Annotated in this window: 15 protein-coding genes; 10 read left to right on the top strand and 5 right to left on the bottom strand. The window is 29.8% G+C overall.

The features are described 5' to 3' along the window. The first annotated feature begins 89 nt into the window (after nucleotides 1-89). The 4 genes from Q0881_RS02840 (at nucleotide 90) to Q0881_RS02825 (ending at nucleotide 4,933) form a co-directional block, all read left to right on the top strand. Nucleotides 90-1,622 (top strand): SulP family inorganic anion transporter, encoded by a 1,533-nt coding sequence (locus Q0881_RS02840; protein WP_299156744.1) that lies wholly within the window; start codon nucleotides 90-92, stop codon nucleotides 1,620-1,622. 1 nt (nucleotide 1,623) lies between these two features. Beyond that, the gene (locus Q0881_RS02835; protein ID WP_299156742.1) at nucleotides 1,624-2,307 is read left to right on the top strand and encodes a universal stress protein; all 684 of its coding nucleotides are present in this window, start codon (nucleotides 1,624-1,626) and stop codon (nucleotides 2,305-2,307) included. A gap of 106 nt (nucleotides 2,308-2,413) precedes the next feature. Beyond that, entirely contained in the window at nucleotides 2,414-4,279 is a 1,866-nt protein-coding gene (locus tag Q0881_RS02830) for a SulP family inorganic anion transporter (protein ID WP_299156740.1), read from the top strand. A gap of 24 nt (nucleotides 4,280-4,303) precedes the next feature. Continuing rightward, the gene (locus Q0881_RS02825; RefSeq protein ID WP_299156739.1) at nucleotides 4,304-4,933 is read left to right on the top strand and encodes a carbonic anhydrase family protein; all 630 of its coding nucleotides are present in this window, start codon (nucleotides 4,304-4,306) and stop codon (nucleotides 4,931-4,933) included. Nucleotides 4,934-5,026: 93 nt separating this feature from the next. On the opposite strand, the gene Q0881_RS02820 is transcribed toward Q0881_RS02825, so the two are convergent. After that, a complete protein-coding gene (locus Q0881_RS02820) occupies nucleotides 5,027-5,542 on the bottom strand; it encodes a CvpA family protein (RefSeq protein WP_299156737.1) in 516 nt (171 codons plus the stop codon). A 112-nt stretch (nucleotides 5,543-5,654) separates the two neighbouring features. On the opposite strand from Q0881_RS02820, the gene Q0881_RS02815 reads away from it, so the two are divergent. After that, a complete protein-coding gene (locus tag Q0881_RS02815) occupies nucleotides 5,655-6,011 on the top strand; it encodes a hypothetical protein (RefSeq protein ID WP_299156735.1) in 357 nt (118 codons plus the stop codon). Nucleotides 6,012-6,013: 2 nt separating this feature from the next. On the opposite strand, the gene Q0881_RS02810 is transcribed toward Q0881_RS02815, so the two are convergent. Further along, nucleotides 6,014-6,808 carry an SDR family oxidoreductase gene (locus Q0881_RS02810; RefSeq protein ID WP_299156733.1) on the bottom strand — a complete coding sequence of 265 codons (795 nt, stop codon included), beginning with the start codon at nucleotides 6,806-6,808 and terminating at the stop codon, nucleotides 6,014-6,016. Between the two features lie 127 nt (nucleotides 6,809-6,935). Here Q0881_RS02810 and Q0881_RS02805 point away from each other — a divergent pair, with 127 nt between their 5' ends. After that, nucleotides 6,936-8,318, top strand: coding sequence for a redoxin domain-containing protein (locus tag Q0881_RS02805; RefSeq protein WP_299156732.1), 1,383 nt, complete (start codon nucleotides 6,936-6,938; stop codon nucleotides 8,316-8,318). Between the two features lie 53 nt (nucleotides 8,319-8,371). Here Q0881_RS02805 and Q0881_RS02800 read toward each other — a convergent pair whose 3' ends face one another. Next, entirely contained in the window at nucleotides 8,372-8,731 is a 360-nt protein-coding gene (locus tag Q0881_RS02800) for a YraN family protein (RefSeq protein WP_299156730.1), read from the bottom strand. Next, a complete protein-coding gene (locus Q0881_RS02795) occupies nucleotides 8,731-9,714 on the bottom strand; it encodes an LD-carboxypeptidase (RefSeq protein WP_299156728.1) in 984 nt (327 codons plus the stop codon). Before Q0881_RS02795 ends, Q0881_RS02800 begins: the two co-directional genes overlap by 1 nt. A 114-nt stretch (nucleotides 9,715-9,828) precedes the next feature. Here Q0881_RS02795 and metG point away from each other — a divergent pair, with 114 nt between their 5' ends. From metG to Q0881_RS02775, 4 genes are all read left to right on the top strand, one after another. Then, on the top strand, nucleotides 9,829-11,883 hold the full coding sequence (gene metG, locus Q0881_RS02790) for a methionine--tRNA ligase (protein WP_299156726.1): 2,055 nt from the start codon (nucleotides 9,829-9,831) through the stop codon (nucleotides 11,881-11,883). Nucleotides 11,884-11,950: 67 nt separating this feature from the next. Next, the gene (locus Q0881_RS02785) at nucleotides 11,951-12,856 is read left to right on the top strand and encodes a hypothetical protein (protein WP_299156725.1); all 906 of its coding nucleotides are present in this window, start codon (nucleotides 11,951-11,953) and stop codon (nucleotides 12,854-12,856) included. A 237-nt stretch (nucleotides 12,857-13,093) separates the two neighbouring features. Continuing rightward, nucleotides 13,094-13,462, top strand: a complete 369-nt coding sequence (locus tag Q0881_RS02780; RefSeq protein WP_299156723.1) for a hypothetical protein — start codon at nucleotides 13,094-13,096, stop codon at nucleotides 13,460-13,462. A 62-nt stretch (nucleotides 13,463-13,524) separates the two neighbouring features. Next, a complete protein-coding gene (locus Q0881_RS02775) occupies nucleotides 13,525-15,654 on the top strand; it encodes a Tex family protein (RefSeq protein ID WP_299156721.1) in 2,130 nt (709 codons plus the stop codon). 182 nt (nucleotides 15,655-15,836) lie between these two features. On the opposite strand, the gene Q0881_RS02770 is transcribed toward Q0881_RS02775, so the two are convergent. Continuing rightward, the gene (locus Q0881_RS02770) at nucleotides 15,837-16,187 is read right to left on the bottom strand and encodes a hypothetical protein (protein ID WP_299156719.1); all 351 of its coding nucleotides are present in this window, start codon (nucleotides 16,185-16,187) and stop codon (nucleotides 15,837-15,839) included. Between the last annotated feature and the right edge of the window lie 723 nt (nucleotides 16,188-16,910).

Genomic DNA, 16,910 nt, shown 5'->3' with positions numbered 1-16,910 from the left:
AAAATATTTTTTCAAAAGTGCATTCAACACAGCACTCACATTTCATTTATAAATAATTTAAAATAACCGTAAAGGTTAAAATCACATCTATGTTTAAAACAATTAAAAGCGATTTACCCGCTAGTATCGTAGTATTTTTTGTTGCATTACCATTATGTTTAGGTATTGCATTAGCCAGTGGTGCCCCACTATTTTCTGGTTTAATAGCTGGTATTATTGGAGGTACAGTTGTAGGAGCCATTAGTGGCTCAAAAATAGGAGTAAGTGGACCAGCAGCAGGTTTAGCTGCTATTGTATTAACTTCTATTGCTTCCTTAGGAGGCTTTGAAAACTTTTTAGTAGCTGTTGTATTAGGAGGAGTTTTTCAATTAATTCTTGGAGTGTTAAAAGCAGGAGTAATTGGTTATTATTTCCCATCTTCAGTAATTAAAGGAATGTTAACTGGTATTGGAATCATTATTATAATGAAGCAAATTCCATTCTTTTTTGGTTACGACAAATCTGCTGTAGGATTTTCTTTAGATGCTATAAGCTTTGGATCAACAGCTGTTGGTGTTTTAGGATTAGGTCTTTTAATTCTTTGGCAACAAGTATTATCAAAAAAAGGTAAAATATTCGAATTAATACAAGGTCCTTTGGTGGTTGTAGTTGTTGGTATACTATTCTTTGCTTTAACTCAAGGAAATGAATTATTAGCTATTAATGCTAAGCAATTAGTAAGCGTTCCTGTTCCTGAAAGTATTGATTCTTTTTTAAGTCAATTTACATTCCCAAATTTTGGTGTAATTGGAAATAAAGATGTTTGGGTCGTTGCTTTTACCATTGCAGTTGTTGCTAGTTTAGAAACTTTATTATGTGTTGAAGCAACTGATAAATTAGATCCAGATAAAAACGTAACTCCTACAAACAGAGAATTGTTAGCGCAAGGTGTAGGTAATATTCTTTCAGGATTAGTTGGAGGTTTACCAGTAACACAAGTAATTGTAAGAAGTTCTGCCAATATTCAATCTGGAGGTAAAGGTAAAATGTCTGCTATTATCCATGGTATCTTATTATTAATCTCAGTAATTCTAATACCTACATTATTAAACAAAATTCCATTATCAGCTCTTGCTGCTATATTATTAATTGTTGGGTTTAAGTTAGCTAAACCAGCTACTTTCATAAACATGTACAAGTTAGGGTGGAAACAATTTATTCCTTTTATGGCTACTGTATTACCAATGGTTATTACAGGTGATTTATTATTAGGTATTGGTTTAGGTCTTGCAGTTGGAGTAGTAGTTATTTTGTTTAAAAGTTACCAAAACTCACACTTCTTACATATTGAAGATAAAAGCAATGGTGTTCATAAAATAAAAATGTCTTTAGCAGAAGAAGTTACTTTCTTTAACAAGGGAGCTATTTTAAAAGAATTAGACAACCTTTCTGAAAACTCACACTTAGTATTAGATGTAAGAAAAACAAGATTCCTAGATCATGATATTGTAGAGATTCTTGAAGATTTCGCTTTCAAAGCAAAAGAGAAAAACATTGACATTGAGTTAATTTCTGAAAGAGGTATCGTTGAAAATCCTTCAAGTTTTATCGAATTCTTTAAGTTAAGACCAAAAGCATCTTAATATGAATACATCTAAACATAAAATTGTCGTACTATCTGATTTAAAAGATAGTACGGCAACATTATTAAAAACGGCTATTAGCTTGGCAAAAAAAACGAATGCAAGTATTCATTTTTTTCATGTAAAAAAACCAACTGAAGTTGTAATTACTGATAATCAATTATCAGCAAAAAGAGCTCTTAATTCAAAATTCACTGAAACCAATAAAGAGATTAGTGAATTAGTTTCTGAATTTTCAGAAAAGTATAATATAGATATATCTTCTTCTTTTACTTTTGGAAACGTTAAAAATGAAATTGATTTATTTTTAGAAGATAGTAATCCGAATATTATTGTAATTGGAAAACGCAGAGATAAAGGTATAGCTGCTTTAGGAGATAAGATTAGTAAACATGTTTTAAAAAAGAAAGGTAAAACAATTATTATAGCCTCTTCTGAAAACGATCTTAAACCTGAAAATGAAATTTCATTAGGAGTATACAATGAAATAGAGCAACAGTACAATAATGATTTTATTAATGAAATTATTGAAAACGCTAATAAGCCATTAAAGAAGTTTCAAGTAACTGATTCAAATGATGTTAATTTATTAGTAGTAGATAGAGAGGCTGTGAAACCGAAATCTACAAAATCATTTAACAAACTACTTAGCAAAATAGATGTTTCATTAGTAGTTGCTAATTAAATAAACAGTATTTCTAAGTAACTAAAATTAATAAACCCATTTTGAATATGAGTATCTGTAAATTACAGTTTTTTTAGTATATTTATTCCTACTCAACTCAAAAAATATGAAAAAACTATTTTCAAATCTTAAGGGAGATCTCTTTGGAGGGATTACAGCTGGAATTGTAGCATTACCATTAGCTTTAGCTTTTGGTGTTTCTTCTGGACTAGGCCCAAGTGCTGGTTTATACGGTGCCATTTTTATTGCATTTTTTGCAGCTTTATTTGGAGGAACAGATACACAAATTTCTGGGCCTACCGCACCTATGACGGCTGTAAGTATGGTAGTTATTGCAGGTATTTTAGCTGCAAACGACGGAGACATTACAAAGGCTTTACCTACAATTTTAACTATTTTCTTATTAGCAGGTTTATTTCAAATTGGATTGGGAGTTTTAGGTTTAGGAAAATACATCCGCTATATTCCTTATCCCGTGGTTTCTGGATTTATGACCGCAATTGGGGTTATTATTTTGGTTACACAAATTTTACCTTCTGTAGGTTATTATGCCAAAGAAGACACTCAATTTGTAGAACAGTTTAAACCTCAGGCTGAAGAAGTTATTTTAGAAAATATTTTAAAAGAAGAAGCAGGTGAAGGTATTTTAGTTCTTGAAAATTTTAAAGAAACTATTAGTAGAGCTGAAAAAACAACACAAGCAGATATTTTAAAAGAAAGTAAAACTTTAGCAGGTAAAGAAGCCTCTGGTGTTTTAGGTACTTTTAAAGTACTACCAAGAGCTCTAAAAAACATTAATTGGTTAGAATTAATACTAGCTTTAGGAACAATATTTATCATTTACGGATTTAAACGTATCACAACAGCTGTACCAAGTACCTTGGTTGCTTTAGTGGTTATGACAGGAATTGCATTAGGATTTAGTTTAAACTACCGACCTATAGAAGAAATTCCTGGTGGTTTCCCTATTCCAAATATGGGGATATTTACAAACTTTAGTATATCCAGCATTACTCCTTATATTTTTACAGCCTTAACTTTATCTTTATTAGGCGCGATTGATTCTTTATTAACATCAGTAGTTGCTGATAATATGACAAAGACAAAGCACAAACCAAATAAAGAATTAATTGGCCAAGGAATAGGAAATACTATTGCATCTATTTTTGGTGGTATTCCTGGTGCAGGTGCAACTATCCGTACCGTTGTAAATATAAATTCTGGAGGAAAAACCAAACTATCTGGTATGATTGCCGGTATTATGTTGCTAATTATTTTATTAGGTTTAGGACCAATAGCTTCTAAAATACCTGCAGCTGTTTTAGCTGGTATTTTAATTACCGTTGGTATTGGGGTTATGGATTATAAAGGATTAAAAGCAATACCTAATTTACCACGTGATGCTAAGATTGGACCTTTTAAAGTAAGCTCGGAAGTAATTATTATGTTAGTTGTATTAGTTCTTTCTACTTTCTGGAACTTAGTATATGCCGTAGGTATTGGTTTAGTGATCGCTTCATTAATGTTTATGAAAAAAATTGGTGATTTAACTGCTGAACGTTCGGATGTAAAATCATTGAAAAAAGAAAAAGCATGGAAAGACGAAAAGGATTTCCCTGAAGAATTAAAAGAAAAACTGTTTGTAAAGCATATTAAAGGGCCTTTGTTTTTTGGATCTACTAGCGATTTCCAAGCGTTAACAAAACAAATTCCTAAAACTGCAACGTCAGTAATTATACGTTTAGACAGGATGCAGTATATGGATCAATCTGGGCTATATGCCATGGAAGATATGATTCAAGATTTAAAATCAAACGGAACACATGTACAGGTTCTTTTTGTAGGTTTATTAAAACAACCTCGCTACATGATGGAACGTATTGATATAATTCCAGATTTAATCTCAGAGGATCACATTTTCGAAACTTTTGACGATTGTATAGTTTGGGTAAAACAAAATATAAAAAATTAATAATTAAAAAATAACAATACTATTATGAGAAATGTAGCTATTACAAAAGACATGCAAGCAGAATTAACACCTAGTTCTGTATTACAAGACTTATTAGACGGAAATAACCGTTATACTAGCAACAATTTAACAGCTTCAAACGTAACAGATTTAGTTGCACAAACAACAGGAGGTCAATTTCCTAAAGCTGTAATATTATCATGTATAGACTCAAGAGTACCTGTAGAAATGGTTTTTGATCAAACTATTGGTGATGTTTTCGTAGCTCGTGTAGCGGGTAACTTCGAAAATGTAGACATCTTAGGAAGTATGGAATATTCTTGTGCTGTTGCAGGAAGTAAATTAGTATTTGTTTTAGGTCATGAAAGTTGTGGTGCAGTAAAAGCTGCTTGCGACGGAGTTGAGTTAGGAAATATTACTGCAATGTTAGATAATATTGTTCCTGCTGCAAAATTAGCTTCTGATCAAGTTGATGGTGAAGCAAATTCAACTAATAGTGCTTTTGTAGCCAAAACAGTTGAAAACAATGTAAAATTAACTATGGATCGTATTCGTGAAAAGAGTAACATTTTACAAGAAATGGAAGACAATGGTGAAATTAAAATTGTAGGAGGAGTTTATTCTTTATCTACAGGAAAAGTTGAAATGATTTAGTTCATTTCATTATCTTTTAAAAATAAAAAAGGGAGTCTTAAGACTCCCTTTTTTATTTTTTTAATTGTAAAAATTCAATAATATATATGTAAACTATTTTACCTCATCTTCTTTCTCTTCAACCTCATCATCTTTTATTATTGATGGGAATATTGTTGGAGCAATTTTTTTAACTGGTTTATATAAAATAGATTCATTCAAGTTTTCTTGAGAAACAAATGGAATTGTGTCATTCATTTTTCCAAAGAAAATAAAAATAACACTTAATATCAATCCTATTTTTAAGGCACCAAAAACACCTCCCAATATTTTATTCAAAATTCCTAAAGATGCAAAATCTGCAATCTTAGTTAACGCCTTTCCTAATAAAGCAATAATAACTATTATTACAACAAACGTTCCAGCAAAAGCAGCTAAAGAAATGTATTTTTCATCCCAAGTAACACTATCTTTTAACCAATCTCCAATAAAATAAGAAAAATGAATTGCTCCATAAACTCCAGCAACCAAAGCTACTAATGAAGCTACTTCAACAAATAACCCCTTCATTAACCCTCTTACGAAACCAAAAAGTAATAACGCTGCAATAATTATATCAAAAGTATTCATAAGTAATAATTAAACTATTTTAAAAGAGCTCATAAAATAATTATGTGCATCAATTCTATGCTCAAATATACATAACTCATTTGTATCTTTGTGCTTTCAAAAAAAAAATCAAATGACGAAAGAGGTTAACTTAAAAGAAAAATGGGATTTTGTGGTACAAAAATTATCACAGCAATTTGCTGATGGTGATGAGTTAAATGTAGATGGAATTATATACTTAATTGGGGTACAAGAATTAGGTCAGGGGCATCGAAAATTTAAAAAAGATGAAAAAGTAAATTTAATGCATATAGCTATCTGTAAACTTTTAGAACCTTATGGTTATTATGAATTTGACTTTTTTGACAACGATGGTTGGCCTCATTATAAAACATTAACAGAACTTCCTAGCTTAAAACCTGGTGAACAATCGGTATTAATAAAAGATGCTATTGTTAACTATTTCGAAATACTTAACTTTTTTGAATAACGCTAAGTAACACTTAATTTTCTTATCATTTTTGATAATAACTTAGGAAAGAAACGTTTTGTATATACACCTAACTTTTCTTTAGCTCCAGCTATATATACTTCTTCTCGTTTTTTTCTAATTGCTTTTATCATCAATTTAGCAAAACGATCTGGTTTTATACCGTTAGCAGTAGCAGTGTCCATTGAATTTTGAGGTGTACCATTACCTGTTAACGCATTTTTAGACACGTTCGTTGTTACAAAGCCTGGACAAACTATAGTAACAGCTATATTATCCTTGTAATGTTCTGCTCGCAAGCTATCAAAAAAGCCATGCAATGCATGTTTTGTTGCTGCATAAGAAGACCGTAGTGGAGTTCCTATTTTACCTACAATGCTTGTTGTTACAACAAAATGCCCTTTTTTTCTTTCTATAAAATGAGAAAGGAGTGCTTTCGTTATAGCTACAGTTCCTAAATAATTAATATCCATTAACCTTTTGTCAACTAACATATCTGTATCTTTTATTAAAGATCGTTGACTAACTCCTCCGTTATTTACTAAAACATCTATTTTATTAAAAAATGAAATTGCCTCTTTAACTTTAGAATTCATACTGGAATAATCTTCTAAATCTATTGGCAAAATCTTAACTTTATTTGAATTTTTACAAAGTATTTTTACTTCCTCTAAAGTTTTTGTATTTCTGGAAGATAAAATTAAATTTGCATCGTAATTAGATAACGCTATCGCTAAGGATTTGCCAATTCCTGAAGAGGCTCCGGTTATCCAAAAAACTTTATTTTTAATATGCATATTTTAATTCTTTTAAGAAAAACTCCCCTAAAATAAACAAGAAAAAATAAAAATGGTACACTTCTTGGAAAGAAGTTTGTAAATGACTAGTTTTAAAACCTTAATAACAACCCTTTAAATTACAATGATGAAAAAATTACTGGCTCTATTAATATTTGCTACTTCTATAGTTAACGCTCAGTATACTGTTAAAGGAACAATGACTCCAACAGAGAAAAATAACTGGGTGATTCTATATAAAATAGAAGGAGCAAAACAAAAATTTGTAACCAATACAACTATTCAGTTTGATACTGTTATTGTAGGTGGAAACAAACAAGCTTTAGGTAAATTTAAATTTGACTTACCTAAGACTGCTCAATCAGGTGCTTATAGGGCTACTTATAGAAATAGAGGTGCAGGATTTGTAGATTTTTTCTTTAATAAAGAAAATGTGGAATTCATTTTCAATCCTAAGTTCCCAGATGAATCTGTTGTTTTTACTTCATCTAGAGAAAATAAATTGTATAGCAAATATTTACAAGCATATGGAGCTGTTCAAAAAAAGATAGATGAAAATCAAATAGCCTACATTAAAGAAGAAAATAAAGATGCAAAAAAAGCGTACAGAAAACAAGTAAAACAACTTGAAGACGTACAGGAAACTTATGAAAATAAATCTGAAGGAATGTTAGTTCATCACTTTATTAAAGCTTCTCAAAGATATAATCCTTCTAGTCCTGTTGACAATATGGAAGACTATTTAACAACAGTTGGAGATAACTTTTTTAGATATATTGACTTTAAAAGTAACGCTTTATTTAATTCTTCTTTTTTAGTTGACAGAATAAATGATTATGTTTTTTACTTAAACAATTCTGAAGACAAACAATTACAACGAAAGTTAATGAGAGGTGCCATTAATAAAGTAATTGACAAGTTACCTAAAGGAAAATTAAAAAAATCTGCTTTAGAATTCTTAATTACCTCTTTAGCAGACAAACGTGATGGTGAAGCTGTAGATTGGTTATTTGCTGAGCATTATAGTAAGTTACCAGAAAGTCAACAAGATGCTGAATTTAAGAAAAAGAAATTGGATTTATTGCGTGCAACTGTAGGTAGAACTGCTCCAGATTTTTCTTGGAAAGAAGGTGATAAAGAAATGAAACTATCTACTTTAAACGATAGTGATAAATATTTATTAGTTTTTTGGAGTACAGCTTGTCCTCACTGTGTTAGAGATATTCCAAACTTATATAGTTTTATGAACAACCATAAAAATGCTTCTGTAATTTCTTTTTCTATTGAAAACTTTGATAATAAATTTAAAGATTGGACCGAATTTGTAAAAACATTACCTAATTGGCATAATGCAGCAGGAACACATCCTGAGTATAAATGGGATAACGAAACTGTAAGATCATATAACCTACTAGGAACTCCAAGTTATTTTATTTTAGATAGCAACAAAAAAATTATTGCGGTTCCTAATGAAATAGAAGATGTTCAAAAATATTTTGAAGGTCATTAAAATTTGAATTCAATAAAATAAAAAAACCATCTATGTAGATGGTTTTTTTATTTTTAAAAATGTAAAAAGGCATTTTTAAAATGTTCTATTTTAAATTCACCTCTTTTTTTTATTAATGCTATAATATCAAATTGAACTTCAATATCTAAATCTTTTTCAATTATATAATTATCTATAGCTGTTACTAATAATTTTATTTTTTTAGGGTTTACAAAATCCTGTGGACTTCCAAAATAATTAGTAGATCTCGTCTTTACTTCAACAACAATTAATACATCCTGTTTTTTAGCAATAATATCTACCTCAGATTTTAAAAAACGATAATTTCTTTCCAGTATTTCATATCCATTATCTTGAAGATATTTAACTGCAAATTTTTCTCCTTTTTCACCAAGTTCATTATGTGTTGCCACTATTTAAATTTTACAGTTGCTACTTTCTCCTTAATATCCATTTTAATAACTCTTCCCATAATCAAAGCTCTATTATCAGGTTCATGACCTGCTGGAAAATTAAATAGAATAGGAATCTCTTTAGGAATAACATCTATAATTAACTGCTCAATAGAACTTCCCCAAGGAGTCGTGTTTTTCTTAATTTTTGTCATATTACCAACTATAAATCCTTTTATATTTTTAAAGTATCCAGCTCGTTTTAAACTCTGTAACATTCTATCAATAGAGTACTTATATTCACCTATTTCTTCAATAAAAAGAATTTTTCCATCTGTTGACATCTGACTATCCGATCCCAACATAGAAGTAAGAATAGCAATATTCCCTCCTACTAATATTCCTTTTACCTCACCTACTCTATTATATATAGAAGATTCTATTTTATATTCCAATTCTTCTCCAAACAATGCTTTTCTTAATGTTTCTACGGTTTTAGGAATATCTTCTAATTTATCTTGTAAACTTGTGCCCATCATACCATGAATAGTTTCCACACCTAGGTTATGAATATGATTATGAAAAGCTGTAATATCAGAATATCCAATTACCCATTTGGGATTCTCTTTAAACTTTGTAAAATCTAGTTTATCTAAAATTCTAACAGAACCATATCCTCCACGAGCAGACCAAATAGCTTTAATATTCGGATTATCTAAAGCGTCTTGAAAATCTTGGCAACGTTCTTCATCTGTTCCTGCAAAATGATGATTCTGATTAAACATATGTTTACCATAAACAACCTTTAATCCCCAACTTTCAGCTAGTCTTTTAGCTTTATCAATAACATGCTTTCTGTTTTTTAAAATACCCGCAGGAGCTACAATTTCAATCGTATCTCCCTTTTGTAAATAAGGTGGTGTTACTAACTTCATAAATTGAGTTTGTGAAAAAACTGATGAAATTATCAGTATAGAAAACAATAAGAATATTCTTTTTTTCATAATCAAGTCTTGTTTCTTGATTCTAAAGTCTAAAATCTATCAAATGTACCCAATTTATAACAGTTTAAAAAATTGCTTTTTTGTACTTTTGCGCTTTAATTTTAGTATAAAAACATGAGTACACCGAAAAGATATACAATTACAGCAGCATTACCTTATACAAACGGACCAATTCATATTGGTCATTTAGCAGGTGTTTATGTTCCTGGTGACATTTACGCGCGCTATTTACGTCAAAGAGGTAAAGACGTTGCCTATATTTGTGGTTCTGATGAACATGGAGTTGCGATACCAATGCGTGCAAAGAAAGAAGGTGTTACTCCTCAAGATATTATTGATAAATACCACGGAATTATCAAAAAATCGTTTGTAGATTTTGGTATTTCTTTTGATAACTATTCACGTACTTCTGCAGAAATACATCATAAAACAGCTTCAGATTTTTTTACCAAATTATATAATGATGGTGAGTTTATTGAAGAAGTAACTGAACAATTATATGATGCGGAAGCGAATCAATATTTAGCAGATCGTTTTGTAGTTGGTACTTGCCCTAAATGTGGGAATGAAGAAAGTTATGGCGATCAATGTGAAAAATGTGGAACGAGCCATAATGCAACTGACTTAATAAATCCTAAATCGGCAATTACAGGAAATGTTCCTTCTTTAAAAGAAACTAAACACTGGTTTTTACCTTTAGATAAACACGAAGCCTTTTTACGTGAGTGGATTGTTGAAGGGCATAAACACGATTGGAAACCTAATGTTTTAGGACAATGTAAGTCTTGGATTGATGATGGTTTACGTCCTCGTGCAGTAACACGTGATTTAGATTGGGGAATTCCTGTGCCAGTTGAAGGAGCTGATGGAAAAGTATTGTATGTTTGGTTTGATGCGCCTATCGGGTATATTTCTGCGACTAAAGAATGGGCAGCGCGTGAAGGTAAAAACTGGGAAGACTATTGGAAAAAAGACGATACAAAATTAGTTCACTTTATAGGTAAAGATAATATTGTATTTCACTGTCTTATTTTTCCATCAATGTTAAAAGCACATGGTGATTTTATTTTACCTGAAAATGTACCAGCGAATGAGTTTTTAAATTTAGAAGGAAATAAATTATCAACTTCTAAAAACTGGGCTGTTTGGTTACATGAGTATTTAGAAGAATTTCCAAACCAACAAGATGTATTGCGTTATACCTTAACTGCAAATGCACCTGAGAGTAAAGACAATGATTTTACTTGGAAAGATTTTCAAGCAAAAAACAACAATGAGTTAGTTGCTATTTTTGGTAACTTTATAAACCGTGTAGTTGTTTTAACTAACAAATATTATGGCGGACAAGTACCAGCTGCAGGGGATTTTTCTGAAGTAGATGAAGACACTTTAGCCACTTTAAAAGAATTCCCCAACGTAATTGCAAAATCTATAGAGCGTTACCGTTTTAGAGAAGCTTCTCAAGAATTAATGAACTTAGCACGTTTAGGTAATAAGTATTTAGCCGATGAAGAGCCTTGGAAAATGATTAAGGTTGATGAAGAACGTACAAAAACAATTATGAATGTAGCATTACAAATTGCTGCAGGACTAGCTATTTTATCGGAACCTTTTTTACCGTTTAGCTCTACAAAGTTAAAATCAATCTTAAATATTGATACTAATTTAACTTGGGAAGATGTTTCTGAAAAAGAAGTTTTAATTGCTACCGATCATCAAATTAACGAAGCTGAGTTATTGTTTTCTAAAATTGAAGATGTAGAAATTGAAAAACAACTAGCAAAATTAGAAGCTACTAAAAAGGCTAATGAAGCTGAAAATAGAATTTTGGAACCTCAAAAAGAAACGATTCAATTTGATGATTTCACAAAACTAGATATTCGTGTAGGAACAATTATTGAAGCTGAAAAAGTAGCAAAAACTAAAAAATTATTAAAACTTACTGTAGATGTAGGTTTAGACAAAAGAACAATAGTTTCAGGTATTGCAGAAAGCTTTAAACCAGAAGATATTATTGGTCAGCAAGTAAGTGTACTTTGTAATTTAGCTCCTCGTAAATTAAAAGGAGTAGAAAGTCAAGGTATGATTTTAATGACTGATACCTCAGATGGTAAATTAGCCTTTGTACAACCTTCTGAAAAGGTTATTAACGGAGAGTTTATTTCTTAAATAAAAACAACATTTTAGTATATTCGCAACCTCACTTTTTAGTGAGGTTTTTTAATTTTTTATGGTTATGAAAAAAATCTTTATTGCTCTATTTTTATTTATCACTAGTTCTATTTTTTCTCAAGAACTCTTAGGAGAATTTCAAAGCTCTTCCTCCAAAGTAAAAAACCTTTTTTACAAAATAGATCGAGAAGGTAAAAGACTTGCTCTTTTCACAACAGATTCAAAAAACATTTACGGTTATTATTTAAATAACGAATTCAAGATTGAATATAAATTACAAGTAGGGAAACATAGGAAATTTAATACTATACTCGGCTGCATCACAGATAATAATGGGTCTTATACAATATATTTATCTAATAACAATCGAACTAAATTTAAATCAATAACACTTTCTTTTAAAAATAAAACAAGTAATTCTACTGAATTTACTCTTTTAAGAGAATATGAAACATTTTTACAATCAATTATTTTTAAGAATAAATTTTATTTACTTTCTTCATCCATAATAGCTAACAATTCATATTTATATTCTTTTGATTCTGGTGAACCTAAAAGAAATATTATAAATGTCAATAATATTTCCTTTATAAGTAAAATTGGCACTCAAATTAACTTACCTGATCTTTTGGTAAAAAAGATAAAGTTAAAAAAAATCAACACTACAATTCCCAACTCCATCAGATTGACAGCAGATAAAAGAAAAATGTATGTAGGAGAAGAAAATATCGTATTTACTTTTGATAATAATTCTGATTATACTCAAATACTTACTGTTAATTTAAATGACTATGAGACTTCTTATAAAAAAATACAAAAACCATTAAAAATGGTTAAAAGAAAAAAGAAAATATCAAATTCATACTTACTTGATAAACATCTTTTTACTATTGCTGTTTCTAAAAAAAATCTTGAATTTAACATCATTGATATTGAAAAAAACTTAACAATTAAAAGTTATAAAGTTTAAAGTGAAGATTCAATCTCTTTTAAAAATTCCAATATTTCGACTCAAACACTTAATTATAAAACAGTTGACGGAATTAAAAAAACTAGCGAGTTTATTAAATATGTTCGTAGGCACAAAAACATAGGCATCAGTGCTCAAAAAGAGAACAATAAATACAACGTAGAAATAGGAAATATTAATGGAACTAATCTTTCAGAACCTGTTTTTCAAGGAGGGGTTAATGGACAAAGAAATGGAATGTCTTTTAAATATCATACTTATGGAGTTTCTGGTGAAACTTCTAAAACAACAAATGAAAGTTATTTCTTCGATCCTATTCAGTTTTCATTCGATATAAATAGTGATTCCAATTCAATAAACTTATTTAAATCTGTTTTAGATGAAAATTTCAATCAAATAAACCTTCCTACAAAAAAAAATATATTTGAACATATCTATAAAAAATTAAACTTTACCTCAAAAAATATTTCTTTTGATACCTTCACTGGTCATTTTAAAGTTTATAAAGGAGTTATTGATATAATATTTAAAAAAGAGGGATATTATATTTATGCTTTTTATGATAAAAAAGCAAATAATATAAAGCTTCTAAAATTTACTAAATAAAGATCTCTTATTTATATTTGAACCTCACTTTTTAGTGAGGTTTTTTAATTCAAAATTATTCTATGCAACTCATATCCTATATTACTTCACGTACTCAAATACCTCAAAAATCAATTCAAAATACTATCGAATTGTTAAATGAAGATTGTACTGTTCCTTTTATTGCACGTTATCGTAAAGAAAAAACAAGCAATTTAGATGAGGTTGAAGTCGGGCAAATAGTTCAGTTAAAAGAGCAATTTGAAGCACTAGAAAAAAGGAAAACTACAATTCTAAAAGCAATTGAAGAACAAGGTCTTTTAACCAATGAGTTAAAAGAAAAAATAGAAAGAACCGAAGACCTCACCACCTTAGAAGATATTTATCTTCCGTACAAAAAGAAACGTAAAACCAAAGCAGAAACTGCTCGTAAAAACGGGTTAGAACCTTTGGCTAAGATGATTATGAGTCAGCGTGTAAACGATTTAGAGTTTACAGCCTCTAAATACATAAATGATACCATTGATACTGAAGAAAAAGTGTTGGAAGGTGCACGTCATATTATTGCTGAATGGGTAAATGAACGTACTGATGTTCGTAATAACATTCGTCATCAACTAGAGCGATATGCTACAATTTCAACCAAAGTTGTTAAAACTAAAAAAGACGATGAAGGTGCTCAGAAATTTAAAGACTATTTTGATTGGGAGGAAAATTTAAATCGTATTCCTTCCCATAGGTTACTAGCTATTTTACGTGCAGAAAAAGAAGGGTTTATTCGCGTTAAAATTGAAATTGATAATGAACGTACTTTACAAAAAATAGAAGATAGAATTATTCGTTCTCAAAATGAGTGTACGCATCAAATTGAACTAGCAATTGCAGACTCTTATAAACGATTACTGCTTCCTGCATTAACCAATGAAGCAATGAGTATTACGAAAGAAAAAGCTGATGAAAGTGCCATTACTGTATTTGCTAAAAATTTACAACAGCTTTTATTAGGAGCTCCATTAGGAGAAAAACGAATTTTAGCTATTGACCCTGGTTTTAGATCGGGTTGTAAAGTAGTTTGTTTAAATAAGCAAGGTGATTTATTGCATAACGAAAATATATATCCGCATGCGCCTCAACATCAATCTACCAAAGCTATCGAAAAAATTAGCTCGTTAGTTGACACGCATAAAATTGAAGCTATTGCTATTGGTAATGGAACCGCTTCAAGAGAAACAGAACATTTAATAAAACAAATTAAATTTAAAAACAATGTGGAGGTATTTGTGATAAGTGAAGCAGGTGCTTCTATTTATTCAGCTTCAAAAATTGCACGTGATGAGTTTCCTACATACGATGTTACAGTACGTGGTGCCATTTCTATTGGACGTAGATTGGCTGATCCATTAGCTGAATTGGTGAAAATTGATGCTAAATCAATTGGTGTTGGACAATACCAACATGATGTAGAACAATCTAAATTAAATAAATCATTAGATACTGTTGTAGAACATTGTGTAAATAAAGTAGGTGTAAACATAAATACTGCAAGTGCTTCGCTGCTAAGTTATGTATCTGGTATAGGACCTAAACTCGCTGAAAACATTGTGAATTACAGAAATGAACACGGTGCTTTTGCTAATAGAGTTTCCATAAAAAAAGTACCTCGATTAGGTGGTAAAGCTTTTGAACAATCTGCTGGTTTTTTACGGGTTAAAAATGGAAACAACCCCTTAGATGATTCTGCTGTTCACCCAGAGCGTTATAATTTAGTTAAACAAATGGCTAAAGATTCTCACAGTAAAATAATTGATTTAATAGGAAACACTAACGCTCTAAAACAACTAAAACTACAACAATATGTTACAGACTCTTTCGGACTACCTACATTACAAGATATTGTAAAAGAATTAGAAAAACCTGGGTTAGACCCTAGAGAAAAGGCAAAAGCCTTTAGTTTTAATGAACATATAAAAACAATTGATGATATAAGTACAGGTATGATACTTCCTGGAATTGTAAACAACATTACTAATTTTGGGTGTTTTGTAGACATAGGTATCAAAGAAAGTGGCTTAGTACACGTGTCTAATTTATCCGATACATTTGTAAAAGATGTAAACGAGCATGTAAACTTACATCAACATGTAGATGTAAAAGTTTTGGAAATAGATATTATTAGAAAACGAATACAGTTAAGTATGGCTTTTAAAAATTAAATAAGAAAAGCTATCAAAAAAAGTGCATCTTTTTAAAATAAGTACATATAAAAGAAAGTTGTTATAAATAACAACTTTCTAACCTTTACTTTAGAGTTTCGAAAAAGTCTAAACATAAAGCAACTCTCGGGGGGAGGGGTGTTCTTTTTCTTTTCAACTTCCCTTGGCTTTTTAGTAACAATTTATTTTAAATTTTTAGAATTTCCAATTAACCAGGCAATAGGTAACGGAGGTAATTCTATTTCTTTATACTCTGTAGTTTTTTTAAATACTAAAAAAGGAGTTTTTTGTATTGATAAATTCACCATGTTTTTCTTACCAATTTCTTTTACTACTTCTTCTATTTTTCGTTTCTGGCACAAAACTAAACTATTCATTATCACATTTGATTCTGTTTGTAAATCAAAACAATTCACATAAAAAAAAGGTAAATTATCTTTATATATAACAGCCTCTGTAGTTTTTTTTCTTACCAACTCTAAAACACTCTTTGTACCTTTTATTGTTTTATATTTTGTTAATTTAAACCTCATACAACTAAAATTTAAAAAGTAAGGACTTTGAACTATTACTTTGATTTTAGGAAAAGAACAAAAATCAACACAATGAGAACATCCATAGTCCTTACTTAATATATGCCACTATATTTACTAACAACATACATAATATTACAAAAAACCATCAAACCCTATCACAAAATACTATTACAATAGAAAGAGTCTAAGTCCCCCGACTCAGTAAACAGGGCTGATGGAATCATTTACAAATAATACAATCTCAAAATAAATCACCATCAACTCCCTGCCAATAACTCATAGCCTAACCTTACATAACTTATCCCTAGACATCCCTTAATTATCTAAACATAATAAATACTAATTTTATTGGCAGGTAATCAAACATTGATGGCCTTCACTCTATCATTCTTATTTATACATATTATCACTCTTTTATAATGGCTATATTTAATACCATTATTATTTCAATATCAATCAACTTTACTTAAACAATAATCAAAATGTTAATTATTCTCTATACAAAGAAACATCTAAAACCACTAATAACCTTACACAAAACAACCAACGTAAACACTTATGTAACTAACGGTTGATTTAGTGTAATAAACGGTAAATTTCAGTAGGAATACAAAAGACTATTTTTTTAAATTAAAGCTGCAATTAGTTATTCTCAAGAAATTATTAACTGTAAACAGTTAATAATTGGTTGTTTATATTTTATAACAATTATATTTGTAT

It is taken from the genome of uncultured Tenacibaculum sp. (genome assembly GCF_947494125.1).
Lineage (GTDB): Bacteria > Bacteroidota > Bacteroidia > Flavobacteriales > Flavobacteriaceae > Polaribacter.
The sequence above is the reverse complement of the archived record's forward strand: the minus strand, read 5'-3'. Positions and strand labels throughout refer to the sequence as shown.